The organism is Neobacillus sp. GCM10023253 (assembly GCF_042653105.1).
GTDB classification, from domain to species: domain Bacteria; phylum Bacillota; class Bacilli; order Bacillales; family Cytobacillaceae; genus Neobacillus; species Neobacillus citreus.
Genome location: NZ_JBHSHV010000027.1, coordinates 173,099 through 194,389 on the forward strand (window position 1 = coordinate 173,099; position 21,291 = coordinate 194,389).

General features: G+C 46.8%; 19 protein-coding genes. 18 read left to right on the top strand and 1 reads right to left on the bottom strand.

The features are described 5' to 3' along the window. Window positions 1-40: 40 nt before the first annotated feature. The 7 genes from ACFPA1_RS24370 to ACFPA1_RS24400 all read left to right on the top strand — a co-directional run bounded on the left by ACFPA1_RS24370 (window position 41) and on the right by ACFPA1_RS24400 (window position 9,441). Complete coding sequence (locus ACFPA1_RS24370) at window positions 41-1,171, top strand: acyl-CoA dehydrogenase (protein ID WP_378586557.1); 1,131 nt, start codon at window positions 41-43, stop codon at window positions 1,169-1,171. 141 nt (window positions 1,172-1,312) lie between these two features. Further along, the gene (locus tag ACFPA1_RS24375) at window positions 1,313-2,452 is read left to right on the top strand and encodes an acyl-CoA dehydrogenase (protein WP_213147953.1); all 1,140 of its coding nucleotides are present in this window, start codon (window positions 1,313-1,315) and stop codon (window positions 2,450-2,452) included. A gap of 142 nt (window positions 2,453-2,594) precedes the next feature. Next, window positions 2,595-3,227, top strand: coding sequence for a TetR/AcrR family transcriptional regulator (locus ACFPA1_RS24380; protein ID WP_213147954.1), 633 nt, complete (start codon window positions 2,595-2,597; stop codon window positions 3,225-3,227). Window positions 3,228-3,272: 45 nt separating this feature from the next. Further along, window positions 3,273-6,533, top strand: coding sequence for a fused isobutyryl-CoA mutase/GTPase IcmF (gene icmF / locus ACFPA1_RS24385; protein WP_378586562.1), 3,261 nt, complete (start codon window positions 3,273-3,275; stop codon window positions 6,531-6,533). A gap of 135 nt (window positions 6,534-6,668) precedes the next feature. After that, a complete protein-coding gene (locus ACFPA1_RS24390; protein WP_213117109.1) occupies window positions 6,669-6,866 on the top strand; it encodes a hypothetical protein in 198 nt (65 codons plus the stop codon). A gap of 114 nt (window positions 6,867-6,980) precedes the next feature. Then, complete coding sequence (rpoE, locus tag ACFPA1_RS24395) at window positions 6,981-7,580, top strand: DNA-directed RNA polymerase subunit delta (RefSeq protein WP_378586566.1); 600 nt, start codon at window positions 6,981-6,983, stop codon at window positions 7,578-7,580. Window positions 7,581-7,845: 265 nt separating this feature from the next. Next, complete coding sequence (locus tag ACFPA1_RS24400) at window positions 7,846-9,441, top strand: CTP synthase (RefSeq protein ID WP_213147956.1); 1,596 nt, start codon at window positions 7,846-7,848, stop codon at window positions 9,439-9,441. Window positions 9,442-9,619: 178 nt separating this feature from the next. Here ACFPA1_RS24400 and ACFPA1_RS24405 read toward each other — a convergent pair whose 3' ends face one another. Continuing rightward, window positions 9,620-10,150, bottom strand: a complete 531-nt coding sequence (locus tag ACFPA1_RS24405) for a DUF2529 domain-containing protein (protein ID WP_378586568.1) — start codon at window positions 10,148-10,150, stop codon at window positions 9,620-9,622. Window positions 10,151-10,331: 181 nt separating this feature from the next. Here ACFPA1_RS24405 and ACFPA1_RS24410 point away from each other — a divergent pair, with 181 nt between their 5' ends. The 11 genes from ACFPA1_RS24410 (at window position 10,332) to prmC (ending at window position 21,190) form a co-directional block, all read left to right on the top strand. Further along, complete coding sequence (locus ACFPA1_RS24410) at window positions 10,332-10,703, top strand: response regulator (protein ID WP_213117113.1); 372 nt, start codon at window positions 10,332-10,334, stop codon at window positions 10,701-10,703. Between the two features lie 257 nt (window positions 10,704-10,960). Then, entirely contained in the window at window positions 10,961-11,815 is an 855-nt protein-coding gene (locus tag ACFPA1_RS24415; protein WP_213147958.1) for a class II fructose-bisphosphate aldolase, read from the top strand. Window positions 11,816-11,921: 106 nt separating this feature from the next. Next, entirely contained in the window at window positions 11,922-12,572 is a 651-nt protein-coding gene (gene fsa / locus ACFPA1_RS24420) for a fructose-6-phosphate aldolase (protein ID WP_213147959.1), read from the top strand. Between the two features lie 335 nt (window positions 12,573-12,907). Continuing rightward, window positions 12,908-14,194 (top strand): UDP-N-acetylglucosamine 1-carboxyvinyltransferase, encoded by a 1,287-nt coding sequence (locus ACFPA1_RS24425; RefSeq protein ID WP_378586571.1) that lies wholly within the window; start codon window positions 12,908-12,910, stop codon window positions 14,192-14,194. 58 nt (window positions 14,195-14,252) lie between these two features. Further along, window positions 14,253-15,212, top strand: a complete 960-nt coding sequence (gene glpX / locus ACFPA1_RS24430; protein WP_213147961.1) for a class II fructose-bisphosphatase — start codon at window positions 14,253-14,255, stop codon at window positions 15,210-15,212. 291 nt (window positions 15,213-15,503) lie between these two features. Continuing rightward, window positions 15,504-16,769 (top strand): transcription termination factor Rho, encoded by a 1,266-nt coding sequence (rho, locus tag ACFPA1_RS24435; protein WP_213147962.1) that lies wholly within the window; start codon window positions 15,504-15,506, stop codon window positions 16,767-16,769. A gap of 203 nt (window positions 16,770-16,972) precedes the next feature. After that, window positions 16,973-17,182, top strand: coding sequence for a 50S ribosomal protein L31 (rpmE, locus tag ACFPA1_RS24440; RefSeq protein WP_378586575.1), 210 nt, complete (start codon window positions 16,973-16,975; stop codon window positions 17,180-17,182). A 124-nt stretch (window positions 17,183-17,306) separates the two neighbouring features. Further along, window positions 17,307-17,918 carry a thymidine kinase gene (locus ACFPA1_RS24445; protein WP_213147964.1) on the top strand — a complete coding sequence of 204 codons (612 nt, stop codon included), beginning with the start codon at window positions 17,307-17,309 and terminating at the stop codon, window positions 17,916-17,918. Between the two features lie 240 nt (window positions 17,919-18,158). Beyond that, window positions 18,159-18,623 carry a hypothetical protein gene (locus ACFPA1_RS24450; RefSeq protein WP_378586578.1) on the top strand — a complete coding sequence of 155 codons (465 nt, stop codon included), beginning with the start codon at window positions 18,159-18,161 and terminating at the stop codon, window positions 18,621-18,623. A 631-nt stretch (window positions 18,624-19,254) separates the two neighbouring features. Continuing rightward, window positions 19,255-20,328, top strand: a complete 1,074-nt coding sequence (gene prfA, locus ACFPA1_RS24455; protein WP_378586581.1) for a peptide chain release factor 1 — start codon at window positions 19,255-19,257, stop codon at window positions 20,326-20,328. Next, window positions 20,321-21,190: a peptide chain release factor N(5)-glutamine methyltransferase gene (gene prmC / locus ACFPA1_RS24460; protein ID WP_378586933.1), complete on the top strand. Its 870-nt coding sequence runs from the start codon at window positions 20,321-20,323 to the stop codon at window positions 21,188-21,190. Before prfA ends, prmC begins: the two co-directional genes overlap by 8 nt. Window positions 21,191-21,291 lie beyond the last annotated feature (101 nt).

Here is a 21,291-nt window from a genome sequence, read left to right on the forward strand (position 1 = left end):
GAGTTCGGTCACACTACTTTCTCCAAAAGGGGAGTTCAGCATGAATCTTACATTTACAGAAGAGCAAGAAATGATGCGCAAAATGGTGCGCGACTTTGCCGCCATTGAAGTTGCGCCGTTTATAGAAAAAATGGAGAAAGGGGAATTTCCGCGTGAGATTCTCCGCAAAATGGGCGGGCTAGGCTTAATGGGCATCCCGGTTCCAGAGCAATACGGCGGTGCTGAGATGGATTTCACCTCCTACATCATCGCGATCAACGAGCTTTCCAAGGTCAGCGCGACAATGGGTGTGATCTTGTCGGTACACACCTCTGTTGGTACGAACCCGATTCTTTACTTTGGAACGGCGGACCAGAAGCAAAAGTACGTACCAAAGCTTGCTTCAGGCGAGTATCTTGGGGCCTTTTGCTTAACCGAGCCGAGCGCCGGGTCGGATGCTGCCAGCATGAAGTCGCGGGCGGTTCGCGACGGCGGCCATTATGTGATTAACGGTTCCAAGGTCTTCATCACCAATGGCGGCGAGGCCGATGTTTACATCGTTTTTGCAAAAACTAATCCGGAATTGGGCGCCAAAGGGGTATCTGCTTTTATTGTAGAAAAAAATACCCCTGGACTGGTGATTGGCAAGGACGAGAAGAAAATGGGCCTGCATGGCTCGAGAACGGTACAGCTTACATTTGAGGATATGCGCGTTCCGGTTGAGAACTTGCTTGGTGCTGAGGGCGAAGGTTTTAAAATTGCGATGGCGAACCTCGATGCCGGACGCATCGGAATTGCCGCCCAGGCGCTTGGAATTGCCGAAGCCGCACTGTCGGCCGCAACCGAATATGCGAAGGGGCGCCATCAGTTTGGGAAACCGATTGCCGCCCAACAAGGCATCGGGTTTAAACTTGCCGACATGGCAACAAATGTGGAGGCTGCTAGATTACTAGTCTACCGAGCTGCAGATTTGCGTGGGCAAGGCTTGAAGTGCGGTATGGAAGCGTCGATGGCGAAGCTTTTTGCAACAAGAACAGCGGTTGAGGTGGCGACAGAAGCGATTCAGGTCTTCGGCGGCTACGGCTATACGGAGGATTATCCGGTTGAGCGCTACTTCCGCGATGCCAAAGTGACGGAGATTTATGAGGGAACGAGCGAGATTCAGCGGATTGTGATTAGCAAGCATCTTTAAGGATGGAATTGTAGATATCCTTTGAAAATTTGTAGATATATTTTAAAAATTGTAGATATCCCTTGGAATTTTGTAGATAAATTTAAAAATTTGTAGATATCCAATCAATATTTGTAGATAAATATGAGGAGGACACCCAAAATGAACTTCAAATTAACCGAAGAACATGAAATGATTCGCAAAATGGTGCGCGATTTTGCGCAAAACGAGATTGCTCCGACGGCCGCTGAGCGCGATGAGGAAGAGCGCTTTGACCGGGAGATTTTTGACAAAATGGCGGAGCTTGGCTTAACCGGAATTCCATGGCCGGAAGAGTACGGCGGCATCGGCAGTGATTATCTTGCTTACTGTATCGCGGTTGAAGAGCTTTCCCGCATCGATTCATCAGTCGGGGTTACCCTTTCCGCACACACATCTCTTGCCAGCTGGCCAATTTACAAGTTCGGTAATGAAGAGCAAAAGCAAAAATACCTTCGTCCACTGGCCGAAGGTTCAAAAATCGGTGCTTACGGCTTAACGGAGCCTGGCAGCGGCTCTGACGCAGGCGGGATGAGAACGATGGCACGCCTTGAGGGCGATCACTACGTGCTGAATGGTTCAAAAATTTTCATTACCAATGGCGGTGAGGCCGACATTTATGTCGTATTTGCACTAACCGATCCATCCAACAAGCAGCGCGGTACAACAGCATTTATCGTTGAAAAGGATTTCGCGGGATTCTCTGTTGGGAAAAAAGAAAAGAAACTGGGTATTCGTTCCTCACCGACAACAGAAATTATTTTTGAAGATTGCAAGGTTCCGGTTGAAAATAGACTTGGCGAAGAGGGCGAAGGCTTTAAAGTGGCGATGATGACACTGGATGGCGGCCGCAACGGCATCGCGGCGCAGGCAGTCGGTATTGCTCAAGGCGCGCTTGATGCAGCAGTTGACTATGCGAAGGAACGCGTTCAGTTCGGCAAGCCAATCGCCGCCAACCAAGGCATCAGCTTCAAGCTTGCCGATATGGCGACAAACATTGAAGCAGCAAGACTATTAACCTATCAGGCAGCATGGCTTGAGTCCAACGGTCTTCCGTATGGTAAGGAGTCCGCTATGTCTAAACTGTTTGCAGGCGATACCGCGATGAAGGTAACAACAGAAGCAGTTCAAGTGTTCGGCGGCTACGGCTATACGAAGGATTATCCGGTCGAACGCTTCATGCGCGATGCGAAAATCACGCAAATTTACGAGGGCACTCAGGAAATTCAGCGCCTTGTTATTTCTAGAATGATTACGAAGTAAAACGAAAAGCGGAAGCGCCTTGACCAGGGGCACGAGGCTAGACGAGCCGGCGAGAAGGCTGCTTTTTAGCCTTCTTGACGGATTGGCTGTAGACCTTCGAGCCCCTAGGCGCTGTAGCTAGACAAGGAGCGGTTCGAGCGCGATGAATAAACGGGAGGTTCAGGCCTCGGTCAAAGACGAACGCCTTGTGCAAAAAAGGCGTGATCAAATGATCAAAGGGGCCGTTGCACTTTTTAAAGAAAAGGGGTTTCATCGGACAACGACCCGGGAAATTGCCAGAGCGGCGGGCTTTAGCATCGGGACATTGTACGAGTACATCCGGACGAAGGAAGATATTTTATATCTGGTCTGCGACAGTATCTATGATCATGTGAAGGAGCAGCTCGAGGAGAACCTTGATCACAAGCAAGGGACATTAGAGAGCTTAAAAGTGGGAATTGCAAACTTTTTCTATGTTATGGATGAATTGCAGGACGAAATCCTCGTCATGTATCAGGAAGTAAAATCCTTATCCAAGGACGCCCTTCCATATGTGTTAAAAAAGGAATTAGAGATGGTCGCCATGTTTGAAAATATGCTCCACAAATGTGTGGAGAACGGCGAACTTGAGCTGTCGGAAAAACAAATCAAAATCATCGCCCACGATATTTTTGTCCAGGGGCAAATGTGGGGCTTCCGCCGCTGGGCGCTCCGTAAGCTGTTTACGCTTGAGGAATACATCGAATTGCAGACTGAGTTTATTTTTAAAGGGCTTGGGGTAAAAAGGGACGGTTAAAAGAAGTAATTCAAGAATTTTAAAATACAAGGGGGCCAAATTGAGATGAGTACAACCGGAAAATATCAGCCGAAGCATCATATTCGCTTTGTGACCGCGTCGAGTTTGTTTGACGGCCATGATGCTTCCATCAATATCATGCGGCGCATCCTTCAATCAAGCGGAGCCGAGGTTATTCACCTTGGCCACAACCGCTCGGTCGAGGAGGTTGTCAACGCCGCCATTCAGGAAGATGCCCAGGGAATTGCGATTTCCTCTTATCAAGGAGGGCACGTTGAATACTTTAAATACATGTACGACCTATTAAAAGAAAAAGGCGCATCGCATATCCGCATTTATGGCGGCGGCGGGGGCGTCATCATCCCAAGAGAAATCAATGAACTCCAAGAGTACGGCATTGCCGGAATCTTCTCTCCGGAAGACGGCCGAAAGCTCGGGTTGCAGGGCATGATCGACCAGATGATTCAAGAGTGTGATTTTTCAACGGTTGCTTCAGAAAATATCCCAGAGCAAATCGAAAAGCTGCCGACGGGTGACACGAATGCCATTGCCAAGTTGATTACAATTGCGGAAAATCATGTTGACCAAAAAAATGAGGCGGCTGCCACGGCTGAGCAGGTTCTTGAAAAAGTGAAGGAGCTTGAGAAGTCGATTCCGGTTATCGGGATCACCGGTACGGGCGGCGCGGGAAAAAGCTCACTGACGGACGAGTTGATCCGCCGTTTTATCAACGAATTTCCAGCCAAAAAGGTTGCGATCCTTTCCGTTGACCCAACCAAGCAAAAAACGGGCGGGGCGCTTCTTGGCGACCGAATCCGTATGAATGCGATTTTTTCACCAAACGTCTACATGCGCAGCTTGGCAACCCGTGCTTCAAGGAGCGAATTGTCGCTGGCCATTAAAGACGCCGTAGCGGTCACGAAGGCAGCCGGCTTTGACTTGGTCATCGTCGAAACAAGCGGAATCGGCCAGGGCGACGCCGGCATCACGGAAATTTGCGATGTCGCGATGTACGTCATGACCAGTGAGTTCGGGGCGCCGTCACAGCTTGAAAAAATCGACATGATTGACTTTGCCGATCTGATTGTCATCAATAAATTTGAGCGCAAGGGCTCGGAGGATGCGAAGCGTCAGGTGCAGAAGCAGTACCAGCGCAGCCATATGCTTTTTGAAAAAGATCCATCCGAAATGCCGGTGTACGGAACAATCGCCAGCCAGTTCCATGACCCTGGCACGAACGCCCTGTTTGCAGCCCTCGTTGAAAAAATCAATGAAAAAGCGGCGACCAATTGGGTGACATCATACAGCAAAGAGGCGAAGGTCGAAAAGCAAAACATCATCATCCCGACGGACCGCCGTTATTACTTACGGGAAATTTCCGAGACCGTTCGCGGCTATCATAAAAAAGCGGAGCAGCAGGCGAATATTTCCCGGAAATTATTCCAGCTGGAAGGCGCCATAGAAGCGGTGAAGGACCAGCCGGAAGTCGTTGCAGCCCTTGAAGCGGTTAAACAGCAAACCGAAGCGCAGCTGACACCAGAGTCAAAGCGTATTCTTGACGGCTGGGAAAAAACAAAAGAAGCGTATTCCTCTGATAAGTTCGTCACAAGAATCCGCGACAAGGAAATCATTACAATTTTAAAAACAAAGAGCTTATCAGGGCTTGATATTCCAAAAGTGGCCCTGCCGAAATACAAGGATTACGGCGAAATCCTGCGCTGGGTGTATCGTGAGAACCTGCCGGGCTCCTTCCCATACACAGCAGGGGTATTCCCGTTCAAGCGTGAAGGGGAGGATCCAAAACGCCAGTTTGCCGGCGAAGGCACACCGGAACGGACCAACCGCCGTTTCCACTATTTATCGAAGGACGATTCGGCAAAACGCTTAAGTACGGCGTTTGATTCAGTAACCCTATACGGAGAAGACCCGGACTACCGTCCCGACATTTACGGTAAAGTCGGCGAAAGCGGCGTCAGCGTTTGTACGTTAGACGATATGAAAAAGCTGTACGATGGCTTCGACCTTTGTCATCCGTCGACATCCGTATCGATGACGATCAATGGTCCGGCACCAATCATCCTGGCGATGTTCATGAACACGGCAATTGACCAGCAGGTGAAACGTAAAGAAGCTGAACTAGGCCGCGTTCTGACCGTCGAAGAATTTGCTGAAGTCCGCGCCTACACGCTGAAAACCGTCCGCGGTACGGTCCAGGCTGATATTTTAAAAGAAGACCAAGGCCAAAATACATGTATTTTTTCAACAGAATTTGCTTTAAGGATGATGGGCGATATCCAGCAATATTTTATCGACCATCAGGTGCGTAACTATTATTCCGTGTCGATTTCCGGGTACCATATTGCCGAAGCGGGAGCGAACCCGATTTCGCAGCTGGCATTTACCTTGTCGAACGGTTTCACGTACGTTGAGTATTATTTGAGCCGCGGCATGAACATTGATGACTTCGCGCCAAACCTGTCGTTCTTCTTCTCGAATGGTTTGGATCCGGAGTATACTGTGATTGGCCGGGTGGCTCGTCGCATTTGGGCGACTGTCATGCGTGACAAGTATGGTGCCAACGAGCGCAGCCAAAAGCTAAAGTACCATGTGCAGACATCGGGACGTTCGCTGCACGCGCAGGAAATCGATTTTAATGATATCCGCACCACGCTTCAGGCATTAATGGCGCTTCACGATAACTGTAACTCGCTGCATACGAATGCATACGATGAGGCGATTACTACACCGACCGAGGAATCGGTCCGCCGGGCAATGGCGATTCAGATGATTATCACTAAGGAGCACGGCTTGACGAAGAATGAAAATCCGCTTCAGGGCTCGTTTATCGTAGAAGAGCTGACTGATTTAGTTGAAGAAGCGGTACTTCAAGAATTCGAACGGCTGAATGACCGCGGCGGCGTGCTGGGCGCAATGGAAACTCAGTACCAGCGCGGCAAGATTCAGGATGAGTCAATGCACTATGAAATGTTAAAACATACGGGCGAACTGCCGATTATCGGGGTAAATACGTATTTGAATCCAAATCCTCCATCCGAGGAAGCGATTGATAATATGGAATTGGCTCGGGCAACGACGGAGGAGAAAGAGCTGCAGATTCACAATTTGCGTGCCTTCCAGGATGCGCACGCAGCAGAATCCGATGCAGCGCTGAAGCGGTTGAAGGAAGCGGCCACAAGCGGCGGCAACATCTTTGCCGAACTTATGGAAACCGTCAAAGTCGCCAGTCTCGGCCAAATCACACGCGCCCTATACGAAGTAGGCGGACAGTATCGCCGAAATATGTAATGAGTGGAGACGTTAATCAAAAGGGGGGCACTTCCCCCTTTTTTGATTTTCAAAAAATATTTTCCAATATTATGATATATCCTATATAATCAATATAGTATTTTACCTCCAGAGGTTATGGGCAGGTGTCAGCTTATGAGAGTAAATCATATCATCATGGTTTTAATAATTACAGCCTGGCCATTATATTATCTTTATGAACTGCAACTAGGTGCTGTTTCGTTCCTGTTGCTGGCCATCTTCTTTTTGTACATATCTCTTAAAGAGCTAAAAATAGTAAGAGAACAGATTAAAAAGAATGAAGAGAAGCCAAAAAAGGAAAAAATCAAGTAAAACAAACAGCTAGAACTAGCATAAACCTCTAGAATTTGTTTATAATGAGGAATATGTATTTTTTTAGATTAGCCCTTATTCATTCTACATAAGAGTGTTAAATAGAGAAAGGAAGTGCCGATATTGAGTTTAGCAATGTACTCAAAAGAGGAGCTGCAAGAGTTATCGCTCATCGAAATGGCTTATGAATTTATGAAAAATAGTAAGCAGCCAGTCGCCTTCGCCGATTTAGTGAAGGAAATTACCAAGGCTGCGGGTATTTCTGAATCAGAAATGCGTGCTCGTCTGGCACAGTTTTACACCGATTTAAATATCGATGGCCGATTCTTGACTTTAGGTGAAAACCGCTGGGGACTTCGCGTCTGGTATCCGGTTGATACCCAAGAGGAAGAAGTTGTCGCAGTCGTCAAATCGAAGAAGAAGAAGAAGAAGGTTGTCGAAGACGAGGATATCGATGAAATCGACGAATTTGCAGAACTTGATGACGAAGACTACGACGATGTCGACGACTTTGAAGAGGAAGATGATCTCCTTGACGATGAAGAGGAGAACCTTGACGAGATTGATGAAATCGACGACGAATTCGAAGATGAAGATGACGTTCTTGAAGATGACGAAGAACTTGAATTCGAAGATGATGAAGAACTTGAAGATGACCTGGAAGAGGAAGAAGAACTTGAACTAGAAGATGAGGAAGAGGACGAGGATCTCTAATCTTAAACATCTCATCTCGGGATGAATAGGCTTGACTTTTTCATCAGCCCCTTGTATCATCTTGTTTGGGCTCCTTAAAAAGGACCATTCGAACGAATGTATACGCGCTCCCTTACAATGCGTAAGAGGAGCGCTTTTTATTTTGATAAAAACCCAGCTTTTATGGGGTTTTTTATTTTTTGGAGCAGCAGAAAAATAATTTTTGCAAAAATACCCTTTAACATTCTGAATAATGCACAAACTGTATCTGAGGGGGAATATTTACATGACAAAGTATATTTTTGTAACTGGCGGTGTTGTTTCATCGCTTGGAAAAGGAATTACCGCCGCATCTTTAGGACGCTTATTGAAAAATCGCGGCTTAAGCGTGACCACTCAAAAATTAGACCCGTACATCAACGTTGACCCGGGAACAATGAGCCCGTATCAACACGGCGAAGTGTTCGTAACCGATGATGGTGCGGAAACCGATTTGGATTTGGGCCACTATGAGCGTTTTATTGATATTAACGTAAACAAATACAGCAACGTGACAACTGGAAAAATCTATTCTACTGTCCTTCGCAAAGAGCGCCGCGGTGACTATCTTGGCGCAACCGTGCAGGTTATCCCGCACATCACGAACGAAATTAAAGACCGTGTCTTCCGTGCCGGCAAAGAAACCAATGCTGATGTGGTGATTACGGAAATCGGCGGTACTGTCGGTGATATCGAGTCCTTGCCGTTTTTAGAAGCAATCCGCCAAATTAAGAGCGATATTGGCAGTGAAAACGTCATGTATATTCACTGTTCACTTGTTCCTTATATTAAAGCGGCTGGTGAAATGAAGACAAAGCCAACCCAGCACAGCGTAAAAGAGCTGCGCAGCCTTGGCATTCAGCCAAATATTATTGTTGTTCGTACTGAAATGGAAATTTCGCAGGATATGAAAGATAAACTAGCGTTATTCTGTGATATTGATGCAAAAGCGGTCATCGAGTGCCGTGATGCCGATACGCTATACTCCATTCCGCTAGCTTTGCAGGAGCAGAACATGGACCAAATCGTCTGCGACCATTTGAAGCTGCAAACTGGGGAAGCGGATATGACTGAGTGGAAAGCGCTGGTTGACCGCGTGTTGAGTCTTGCTAACAAGACTCGCATCGGGTTAGTCGGTAAATACGTGGAACTTCAGGATGCCTATATTTCCGTTGTCGAAGCGATGAAGCATGCTGGTTATGCATTTGATTCCGATGTAGAAATTAAATGGATCAATGCCGAAGAGGTTACCCGTGAAAATGTGGTGGAACTTCTTGATGAGGTAGATGGAGTGCTGATTCCAGGCGGCTTCGGCGACCGCGGTGTCGAAGGGAAAATAGAAGCGATCCGCTATGCGCGTGAGTCTAAAAAGCCATTGCTTGGCATTTGCTTAGGCATGCAGCTGGCGACTATTGAATTCGCCCGCAATGTCCTTGGCTATAAAGATGCTCATTCTTCTGAGTTCGTACCGGAAACACAGCATCCGATCATTGACCTGCTTCCAGAGCAGAAGGATGTCGAGGATTTAGGCGGAACGTTACGTCTTGGACTGTACCCTTGCCGTGTTGTTGAGGGAACAAAAGCCCATGAAGCGTACGAAAATAATGTCGTTTACGAGCGCCATCGTCATCGTTATGAGTTCAACAATCATTATCGTCAAGAAATGGAAGAGGCAGGCTTTGTCTTCTCAGGGACAAGCCCAGACGGCCGTTTAGTGGAAATCATTGAGTTGAAGGATCACCCATGGTTTGTGGCATCCCAATTCCATCCGGAATTCATCTCTAGACCAAACCGCCCTCAGCCATTGTTCCGTGACTTTATTAAGGCTACTTTACAGAAATAATTTTTTGAAATAATAAGACCAGTTATCCGGGTGCGGGACTGGTCTTTGTTTTTTGGTTAAAAATGGGCGGTTGGCGGGTGAAATGAGGAATTTGGCGAGTAAATGGTGATATTCGGCGAGTAAATTTCTATTTTAGGCGAGTAAATCAAAACGGCCCTCATTACAAGGACCGTTTCGCTTACATTTCGTATTCCGCCAAGATCTCTTCAATCGTAAATTTCAATCCATAGTACACAAACAATGCTGCCATCGAGGACGGATAGCCAATTCGGTTCCCGAACTCGTCCGGCAGCAAGCCTTTTGTCAGCCGCAAATCAATATGAACATCAGCAATTTCTGCTAACCCACCCGCAGAATCATCCATCACAGTCGAAATAGCCACGAACGGAATTCCTTTTTCCTGAAGTTGACTCGCAATCGACAAAGCTGCCTCATCCGCAGAAGTCCGCGCGAAAATCAATACACGATCGGCGATATCCAGGTCAGCCGCAGATTCCATAGACAAAGCTTTCGCTGATTTTAAAGGCTCAGCACCATCCACAGCTTCAGCTGAAACAGCCTTCATTTCTTTTTCACCATAAATATAAATAGAGCCGTCGCCGACAGGGGCCTGGGCAAGCAGGCGGGCAGCATCCTCAAACGCAAACTCTTCTTTTTCCTCTATTCTTTTAAATAAACCCATTAATTGAGTAGTGAACATTTTTAACATAAAAACCCTCCTCATATGCACTAATATTATAGACCTTTTTATAAAAATGCCAAAATAAATAAATTTCCATAAAATAACATGGTCAGTTTCTAAAAATGATGCAGGATTTTTTCCTCGAGGAGGAGAATTTAATAAAGATATATACATATGGAATATATTAAATGAGGGAAGAGGTGGAAGAATGAAGGAGAAAATTTTAATCGTTGACGACCAGTTTGGCATCCGCATTTTATTGAATGAGGTTTTTCAAAAAGAAGGGTATCAGACCTTTCAGGCAGCCAACGGGGTGCAGGCGCTGGAGATTGTGAAAACACATGACCCGGACCTAGTGCTGTTGGATATGAAAATTCCAGGCATGGACGGGATTGAAATTTTAAAAAGAATGAAAGTGCTCGACCCGGACATTCGCGTTATTATCATGACCGCTTACGGCGAACTGGACATGATTCAGGAAGCAAAAGACCTTGGCGCCATCACCCACTTTGCCAAGCCGTTTGACATCGACGACATTCGCGCTGCCGTCAGAAAACATATCCCGCAAAAAACGAATTAATATATTTTTGAAAAAAAGCAACGTCATATCGTTTGCTTTTTTTCATCCAGCGGAATGACGGCGTTTTCATTATGACACTTTTACAAAACGCTGTTAGATTAATAGCAATTCTTACTTTCTTTTGATATGATACATAGTGAAAATTTGATTGGCTGCTATCTTTTGGAAACGATACATAATCAGCCATATGGTGGGGAAAATCAATATGGATAAACTCATTTCTGAAAGATACCGACCGAATTTAAGGAGGAAGAGATATGCCATTAGTTTCCATGACAGAAATGCTCAACAAAGGTAAAGCAGAAGGCTATGCTGTAGGGCAATTTAACATCAATAACTTAGAATTCACACAAGCTATTCTTCAAGCTGCTCAAGAAGAGAATTCACCTGTAATCCTTGGTGTCTCTGAAGGCGCTGGCCGTTACATTGGCGGATTCAAAACCGTTGTGAAAATGGTAGAAGGCTTATTGGAAGATTATAAAATTACGGTACCAGTGGCTATTCACCTTGATCACGGTTCAAGTTTTGAAAAATGTAAAGAAGCAATTGATGCAGGTTTTACATCTGTTATGATCGATGCTTCACACCACCCATTCGAAGAGAACGTGGAAATTACTAAAAAGGTAGTAGACTACGCTCATTCAAAAGGTGTTTCCGTTGAAGCTGAACTAGGAACAGTTGGCGGACAAGAGGACGACGTTTCTGGAAGCATTATCTATGCTGACGCTAACGAGTGTGTTGAATTAGTTAAACGCACAGGTATAGACTGCCTAGCTCCTGCATTAGGTTCAGTACACGGCCCTTATAAAGGCGAACCAAATCTTGGTTTCAAAGAAATGGAAGAAATCGGTAAACTTACTGGTATGCCACTAGTATTACACGGTGGTACTGGAATCCCAACAAAGGACATCCAGCGTTCTGTTTCACTTGGAACTGCAAAAATTAACGTAAACACTGAAAACCAAATTGCTTCTGCAAAAACAGTTCGTGAAGTGCTAGCTGCTAAACCAAACGAGTATGACCCACGCAAATACTTGGGCCCTGCTCGCGATGCCATCAAAGAAACCGTAATTGGCAAAATGCGCGAATTCGGTTCTTCAGGCAAAGCCTAAAAAGCACTTTTTTGTAGTTATGATAAAATAAACCGCCCTACCAATAGGGCGGTTTCCGTGTGTTCAAAGTATATAGAAAATTTAGGCAAAAATGGAGGAGAGCAACATGAAATTTTTTATTGATACAGCCAACCTGGAAGAAATCCGCGAAGCGCATGACCTTGGTTTATTAGCAGGTGTTACGACAAACCCATCCCTTGTGGCTAAAGAAAAAGGCGTTTCTTTTCACGATCGTTTAAAAGAAATTACCGCCCTTGTTCCTGGTTCTGTTAGTGCAGAAGTAATCGCCCTTGATGCTGAAGGCATGATCAAAGAAGGCCTAGAGCTTGCTGCCATCGCACCAAATATCACCGTCAAAGTTCCAATGACTCCAGACGGCCTGAAAGCGGTCCATGCTTTTTCAAAAAAAGGCATTAAAACAAACGTAACTTTAATCTTCAACGCGAACCAAGCTCTGCTTGCTGCCCGCGCCGGTGCAACCTATGTATCTCCATTCTTGGGAAGACTGGATGATATCGGCCAAAACGGCTTAGACTTAATTTCCACGATTGCTGATATTTTCGCCGTTCATGACATTAAAACGGAAATCATCGCGGCGTCTATCCGCCACCCGCTGCATGTTACGGAGGCAGCATTAAGAGGTGCGCATATCGCGACCATTCCTTACAAAGTATTGATGGGACTTACTCAGCACCCACTAACAGACAAAGGGATTGAAGCTTTCTTGAAAGATTGGAATAACCGCCAAGAAGCGTAAGATTTTTATGGAAATTTCCGCCTTTTTAAAATGCTGGAATCCCTGTAAAAAAGGCATAATGATTCCGCTGTTTTTCCATTTTCGTGTAAATTTTTTTATTTGTCATACATGAAAATATAATTTTCGTGTAAACTATAAATTAGACAACCTGTCGGAATTTGACTTATAATGTTGGAAAAATATACCTGAGGCCTTATTTTGGTTTAAAGGTGCTTTTTTTCGGGCAGTCTGCTAGAAAAGCTCGGTGAAAAAACAGACTTGCGTCACGGTCAAAAAAGTACCATTCCATTCAATCGATAAATCAATTTTTACATAGGCTTAGAAGGGAGTCGAAAATGGAAAAACTTAAAATTGCGGGCGGATATCCATTAAAGGGAACTGTAAGGGTCAGCGGTGCCAAAAATAGTGCTGTTGCCCTTATACCTGCGACGATTTTAGCGGAATCACCCGTTACAATCGAGGGACTGCCTGATATTTCCGATGTTGAAATTTTAAAGGACTTGCTTGAGGAAATTGGCGGCACAGTGAATATTACAGACGATGAAATGACGGTTGACCCATCGGCAATGATCTCCATGCCGCTGCCAAACGGCAAAGTTAAAAAGCTGCGCGCTTCTTATTATTTAATGGGCGCGATGCTCGGCCGCTTCAAAAAGGCAGTGATTGGTCTGCCCGGCGGCTGTCACTTGGGACCAAGACCGATTGACCAGCATATCAAAGGCTTTGAAGCGCTTGGTGCTCAAATCACGAACGAGCAGGGAGCTATTTATCTGCGCGCGGACGAGCTTCGCGGCGCCCGGATTTATCTGGACGTCGTCAGTGTCGGAGCAACGATTAATATCATGTTGGCAGCGGTAAGAGCGAAAGGCAGGACAATAATTGAAAACGCCGCCAAAGAGCCGGAAATCATTGATGTCGCCACTTTGTTAACTAACATGGGCGCGAAAATTAAAGGTGCCGGAACCGATGTTATCCGGATTGACGGGGTGGACAGCCTGCATGGCTGCAGACACACGATCATTCCAGACCGGATTGAGGCCGGAACCTATATGATTCTTGGTGCGGCAATGGGCGAGGGCGTGCTGATTGATAACGTGATTCCGCAGCACTTAGAATCGTTGATTGCTAAGCTTCGCGAAATGGGCGTGAATATCGAATCCGGCGATGACCAGGTGTTTGTCAACGGCCCTTCGAACCTGAAAGCCGTCGACATCAAAACGCTTGTTTATCCGGGCTTTCCAACCGACCTGCAGCAGCCATTTACAGCCCTGTTAACAAAGGCAGCGGGCTCAAGTGTGGTAACTGACACTATTTATGGTGCCCGATTTAAGCATATTGATGAGTTAAGAAGAATGAACGCCAACATTAAAGTGGAGGGACGATCTGCTATTATCAACGGACCGATCCAGCTCCACGGCGCCAAAGTCAAGGCGAGCGACCTTCGTGCCGGAGCAGCGCTGTTCATTGCCGGTCTGATGGCGGAAGGAATCACCGAAGTAACCGGTCTCGACCACATCGACCGCGGCTACAGCAACCTGGTCGAAAAATTAAACGGCCTTGGCGCCACCGTCTGGCGGGAGGCATTAACGCAGGAAGAATTAGAGCACCTTAAAAACACATAATGAGATATACTTATGAAGGAACGAAGTCTCATCAGAAAAAAATGGGGGATGGAGAACAATGGAAAGAAGTTTAACGATGGAGCTTGTCCGGGTAACTGAAGCAGCAGCGCTTGCTTCCGCACGCTGGATGGGCCGCGGTAAAAAAGACGAAGCAGATGGAGCAGCCACTTCGGCGATGCGCGATGTGTTTGACACCATTCCGATGAAAGGAACTGTTGTCATCGGTGAAGGGGAAATGGACGAAGCGCCAATGCTTTATATTGGAGAAAAGTTAGGGAATGGCTACGGGCCTCGTGTCGATGTTGCCGTTGACCCGCTTGAAGGTACCAATATTTTGGCGTCCGGCGGCTGGAATGCATTAGCTGTTCTCGCTGTGGCTGACCATGGCTGCCTGCTCCATGCTCCAGATATGTATATGGAAAAAATCGCAGTCGGACCGGAAGCCGTTGGGCTAATTGATATCGACGCTCCTGTCATTGATAACCTGAAGGCTGTAGCGAAAGCAAAAAATAAAGATATTCAAGACGTGGTTGCGACTGTGCTGAACCGTCCGCGCCACGAGCATATCATTGCCCAAATTCGTGAGGCGGGTGCCCGCATTAAACTTATTAATGACGGTGATGTGGCCGGGGCCATCAATACTGCTTTTGATAATACCGGTGTTGATATTCTGTTCGGTTCGGGTGGTGCACCGGAGGGTGTTATTTCAGCAGTCGCCTTGAAATGCCTTGGCGGTGAACTGATCGGCAAATTGCTGCCGCAAAATGATGCTGAACTTGAACGCTGTAAAAAAATGGGCTTGGACGTGAGCCGCATTCTCCGCATGGAGGATTTGGTCAAAGGCGACGACGCTATCTTTACGGCAACAGGCGTAACGGACGGGGAACTGTTGCGCGGTGTCCAGTTCAAGGGCTCTCACGCTTCGACCCATTCTGTTGTTATGCGGGCAAAGTCAGGAACTGTTCGTTTCATCGACGGGCGACACAGCCTAAACAAAAAACCAAATTTAGTACTATAGGTAGCGAACACCGGGTGGTGCCTTCCACCACCCGAAATTTGCAGAAATCTCCCCATTCTCCATGAGGATTCCTTCCAGAAAATATTTCCAATAAGGGATGTTTGAAAAATAAGTTGATTAACTTTTCGCTGAGAGGGTAAAATAGAGATTGTTTTATCATGCAAGTTTTCTGCCAATCTATTCATTTCTATCAACTTCTATTCATTTCCTCAACTCTATTATCTTACTATCATTTCTCGCTCCTAATTGACAGCGGATATGAAGGAAAAATTTAAAAGCGTGGTGTACACATTGGAATTAACGATTTCAAGTTTAGAAAATATGAAGCTGAAGGAGCTTTATGAGCTTGCGCGCGAATATAAAGTGACCTATTACAGCAAATTAACGAAAAAAGAATTGATTTTTGCAATTTTAAAATCCCGTGCCGAGCAGCAGGGCTATTTCTTCATGGAAGGCGTTTTGGAGATTATCCAGTCAGAAGGCTTCGGCTTCCTGCGCCCAATCAACTATTCGCCAAGTTCGGAGGATATTTATATTTCGGCATCGCAGATTCGCCGTTTTGACCTCCGCAATGGGGACAAGGTATCCGGTAAGGTTCGTCCGCCAAAGGAAAATGAGCGTTATTTCGGATTGCTTCATGTAGAAGCCGTTAACGGTGAAGATCCGGAATCTGCGAAGGAACGCGTTTACTTCCCGGCGTTAACGCCTTTATATCCGAACCGGATGATGAAGCTCGAAACAACGCAAAAGCATTTATCAACCCGGATTATGGACCTTGTGGCACCAGTTGGTTTTGGCCAGCGTGGTCTGATTGTCGCGCCTCCGAAGGCTGGTAAAACAATGCTTCTGAAGGAAATTGCTAACAGCGTTACCACAAACCACCCGGATGTCGAGTTAATCGTCCTGTTGATCGACGAGCGTCCGGAAGAGGTGACCGACATCGAGCGTTCCGTTGCCGGTGATGTAGTCAGCTCGACGTTTGATGAGGTTCCCGAGAACCATATCAAGGTTGCTGAGCTTGTTCTTGACCGGGCGATGCGTCTTGTTGAGCACAAACGCGATGTTGTTATCCTGATGGATAGCATTACTCGCTTGGCGCGTGCCTATAACCTAGTGATTCCGCCAAGCGGCCGGACGTTGTCCGGTGGTATTGACCCGGCGGCGTTCCACCGTCCGAAACGCTTCTTCGGGGCGGCCCGTAATATTGAAGAGGGCGGCAGCTTGACGATCCTAGCGACGGCGCTGGTTGACACCGGTTCGCGTATGGATGACGTCATTTATGAAGAATTTAAAGGTACGGGTAACATGGAACTGCACCTTGACAGACAGCTTGCAGAACGCCGTGTGTTCCCTGCTCTTGATATCCGCCGTTCCGGAACGCGTAAGGAAGAGCTGCTTATTCCGAAGGATCACTTGGATAAGTTATGGGCGATTCGCAAATCAATGTCAGATTCCCCAGATTTTGCCGAGCGTTTCTTGAAAAAGTTGCGTCAGACGAAGTCCAACCAGGAGTTTTTCGATCAGCTTGGTGAGGAGCTTAAGGCGCGCCGCTCTTAGGTTTTGAGTTTGGGGCGAGGTACCTGAGCGAACCCGATATTTTGGTTTTGTTTTTTCAAAAAGGCTGAAAATCCCAACTTGCAAACAATTAGTCTGGCTGTTATAATGTGGTCAGTGTGTTTTTTGTAATTCTGTGACTTGTTAAGACAAGCACTGTATATAACTCTGTTTCGAATGATTCAGGGCGGAAGGAGATGAAAAGAATGAAAGCAGGAATTCATCCAAATTTTAAAACAGTAATGGTGACTTGCGCATGCGGCAACACTTTCGAAAGCGGTTCTGTAAAGAACGAGATCCGCGTTGAGACTTGCTCTGAGTGCCACCCATTCTATACTGGTCGTCAAAAATTCGCTGAAGCAGGCGGACGTGTTGACCGTTTCAACAAAAAATACGGTCTTAAGACACAAGAATAATACTCGCGCAAAAGACAGGCAAGATGCAACATTGGCTTGCCTGTTTTTTATTGGCTAATAATAAAAATATGATTTTGTATATGATAAATAGAGATGGTTTCGTTTGAGGAAGGAGACGCCGTTAATGTATGTTATGACGCAAAGCGGATGGGTTGAGGTTATCTGCGGCAGTATGTTTTCTGGAAAATCAGAGGAGTTAATTCGGCGCGTGCGGCGTGCCCAGTTTGCTAAACAAAAAATAGCTGTATTTAAACCGAAAATCGATAATCGCTATCATGACCAGTCTGTTGTTTCCCATAATGGCACTTCTTTTGAGGCGAAGCCGATTTCCCATTCGATTGAGATTTTGCATCATGTGGAAGCGGATATGGATATTGTCGCAATTGATGAGGCGCAGTTTTTCGATGAAGGCATCGTAAGAGTTGTCCAGCAGCTGGCGGATTCCGGCCACCGCGTGATTGTCGCGGGGCTTGATCAGGATTTCCGCGGCGAGGCGTTCGGACAGATGCCGAAGCTGATGGCGATTGCCGAGTCAGTGACAAAGCTGCAGGCTGTCTGTGCTGTTTGCGGATCACCGGCAAGCAGGACGCAGCGTTTGATTGACGGACATCCGGCTTCCTACCATGATCCGGTGATTTTGGTTGGTGCCTCGGAAGCATATGAGCCGCGCTGTCGTCATCATCATGAGGTGCCTAGGACTGCGGCGGTGCGCCAGGCGGTTGAAGAGGGCGTATAAGTTTAGGTTTTATTTTTGAAGGGTGTCAGTGCTGCCATGTTCGCGTGGTGCCGGGCACCTTTTTGTTGTTTTTAGGAGGCCGGCGGCAATGGGTGGGGAGAGTGACAGGTATTTATGTGAAATTTCGAAAAGGTGCCTGTCACCTTTTGCTGTATTAAGACTGTGTTTAAGGTTGGAAAGAATTCACTCGGGGATGGCTGCGTGTGGCAGGGCATGCTAGTACCATGGAGGTGTAATTCGATGAAAAAGTTGATGTTTCTTGTCGGTATCATGCTTTTATTGGCGACGGGCTGCCAAAATGGCCGTAGTGCCGATGATGATGCGGCTAATGACTTGCGCGGCGACCGACAGACGAGGAATCTTGTGTCCAATCATGATATCAACGATCAGCATATGGTCGAAGACGATGTGACCAACCAAAACCCGAACTTCCTTGACCTGACGGGGACCGGAAGCGGCAGCGAAGCCGGTGCTAACAACCAGGGCAACGATATCGCCAAAGCTAAGCAGGTGATTGCAGACACGCATGAATTTGTGACGGATTCTGTTTGGATTAATGGCGACAGAATGTGGGTGAAGGTTTACAAAAAAGGGATGCTTTCTAGTGGTGACAAACGGGATGCGGAGGCTAGGCTGCATAAGAAGCTGATGCGTGCGTTGCCGCGTTATAATATTGAAGTTAATGTACAGGAAGATAGGAGATAATGGGCATGCTCTGGGGACCAGGGCATGTTTTTTTGATGTGATGTGTGTATATTTGGTGATTTTAGAGGTAATTTATAGAGTTAATTAAGGGGGTTTTTTAAAAAAAGGTATCTTGCTCGCCTGATTTAGGGATTTACTGGTCTGATTTGGCGGTTTACTCGCCCAAATTTAGAATTTACTCGTCATTTTTATCTATTTACTCGCCAACTAACACAATTCTGATATTGGAAGTGCCTCTTTTGCACCCTTTTGATACACGAGATCCGTCCCCGCGCATCAAAATTACCAGTTATTTGGATATGCTTTCCGATTTGGGACGTTTACTTTCCAATTCAGAGTGGGTACTTTCCAATTTGCCGGTTTTACTTACATTTTTTGAACAAATACTTTCCAAATTTCCTGTTTTACTTTCCTGGAGTATCAATTCGGATACGATACAGAAATTGTGAGGCATGAGAACCGTCCCCGTGCATCACTTGTGCATCAATTTGTGAGGCATGAGAACCGTCCCCATGCATCACATTGACGCGGGTTTTTAGCTATACTATAATTAGAATGTTATGGACAATTTTCGGCCCGGTGTTGCGGGTGTTTAGATAGAAGTTTTGAATTTAATTTGAGGTGAATGACTGTGTTTGATCGTCTACAATCGGTAGAGGACCGTTATGAGCGGCTTAATGAGCTGCTGAGCGATCCGGAAATTATAAATGATTCTAAAAAGCTTCGTGATTATTCGAAGGAACAGGCGGATCTGCAGGAGACTGTGCAAGCGTACCGCCAGTATAAGGAAGCGAAAGCCCAGCTGCAGGACGCAAAGGCGATGCTTGAGGACAAGCTTGATGCGGACATGCGCGAAATGGTTAAGGAAGAGGTAAGCGAGCTTGAGGCGCAGATTGAAGAGCTTGAAGGGAAGCTGAAGATTTTGCTTGTTCCGAAGGACCCGAACGATGACAAGAACGTTATCATGGAAATCCGCGGCGCAGCGGGAGGCGACGAGGCGGCTTTGTTTGCCGGTACGCTTTACCGTATGTACAGCCGCTATGCTGAATCGCAAGGCTGGAAGACGGAAGTAATCGATGCCAACGAGACGGGTCTTGGCGGCTTCAAAGAGATTATTTTTATGATTACTGGCCATGGCGCGTTTTCTAAATTGAAATTTGAAAATGGCGCGCACCGGGTACAGCGTGTGCCGGAAACGGAGTCTGGCGGCCGGATTCATACATCCACAGCGACGGTTGCTACCCTTCCGGAAGTTGAGGAATTTGATATCGAAATTAACGATAAGGATATCCGCTTTGATACGTTTGCATCAAGCGGTGCCGGCGGACAGAGCGTTAACACCACAATGTCAGCGGTTCGTTTGACGCACATTCCGACTGGTATTACGGCAACCTCCCAGGACGAGCGTTCTCAGCACAAAAACAAGGACAAGGCGATGAAAATCTTGCGGGCCCGTATTTATGATAAATTCCAGCAGGAAGCCCAGGCAGAGTATGACCAGGTGCGGAAATCAGCGGTTGGTACGGGTGACCGTTCTGAACGGATTCGGACGTATAACTACCCGCAAAACCGGGTGACCGACCACCGGATCGGCTTAACGATTCAAAAGTTGGATCAGATTATTGAGGGCAAGCTGGAAGAAATCATTGAGGCATTGGTGCTCGATGACCAAGCGAGAAGATTGGAAAATGCCACAAATGAGTAAAAAGGTATTCGAAGCTCTGAAATGGGCTTCTTCTTTTTTAGTTGAAGCAGGACGGGATGAGAATGCAGGGGAATTGCTGCTAAGGCATTTCACCGGCATGACACGGTCGCAGCTGTTTGCGAATGTGCGCGAGGAGTTGGAGCCTGAAGTGTGGGGGCATTTTGAAAAAGCAGTCCACGAACACGCCACGGGGGTTCCAGTGCAATATATTATTGGCACGGAGGAGTTCTACGGACGGACGTTTGTGGTTACACCGGAAGTGCTCATTCCAAGGCCGGAGACGGAGGAGCTGGTTTACGGGACGTTGCAGCGGATTGGCCGGCTATTTAGTGAGCGCGAGGAAGTTAGGCTTGCTGATATTGGAACAGGCAGTGGGGCAATTGCTATTAGCTTAAAGCTGGAACAGCCGTCTTTAAAAGTAACTGCTACAGATATTGCTGAATCCTCTTTGGAGGTGGCGAAGGAGAATGCCCGCCAGCTTGGCGCGGATGTCCAATTCATCCAAGGTGACTTGTTGCAGCCGTTTATAGCGGCCGGTGAGAAGCTAAATGTAGTGGTGTCAAATCCGCCGTATATTCCGGTTGCTGACATTGAGAGCATGTCCGAGGTGGTTACTGATCACGAGCCGCACCGGGCACTCTTCGCAGGCGCGGATGGACTGGATTTTTACCGCCGCTTTATGGTGGAGCTTCCGCAGGTGCTCGCGCCGGGCGCGCTGGTATGTTTCGAGATTGGGGCCGGTCAGGGCGAAGCGGTAGCGGAGCTTTTTCGAAAAGGATTTGAGAATGTTAAGGTTGAAGTAGTGAATGATATTAACGGCAAGGACCGGATGGTGTTTGCGGAGATTGGCTTCGGGAGTTAAGAACCCGGGGCTTTTTTTGTACTTGAAAAATAGTAAAATTTAATAGTTTAAGATTCTGGCATTTTGTCCACAATGGTAAGGCAAAGGGAAGGGACGGTGCT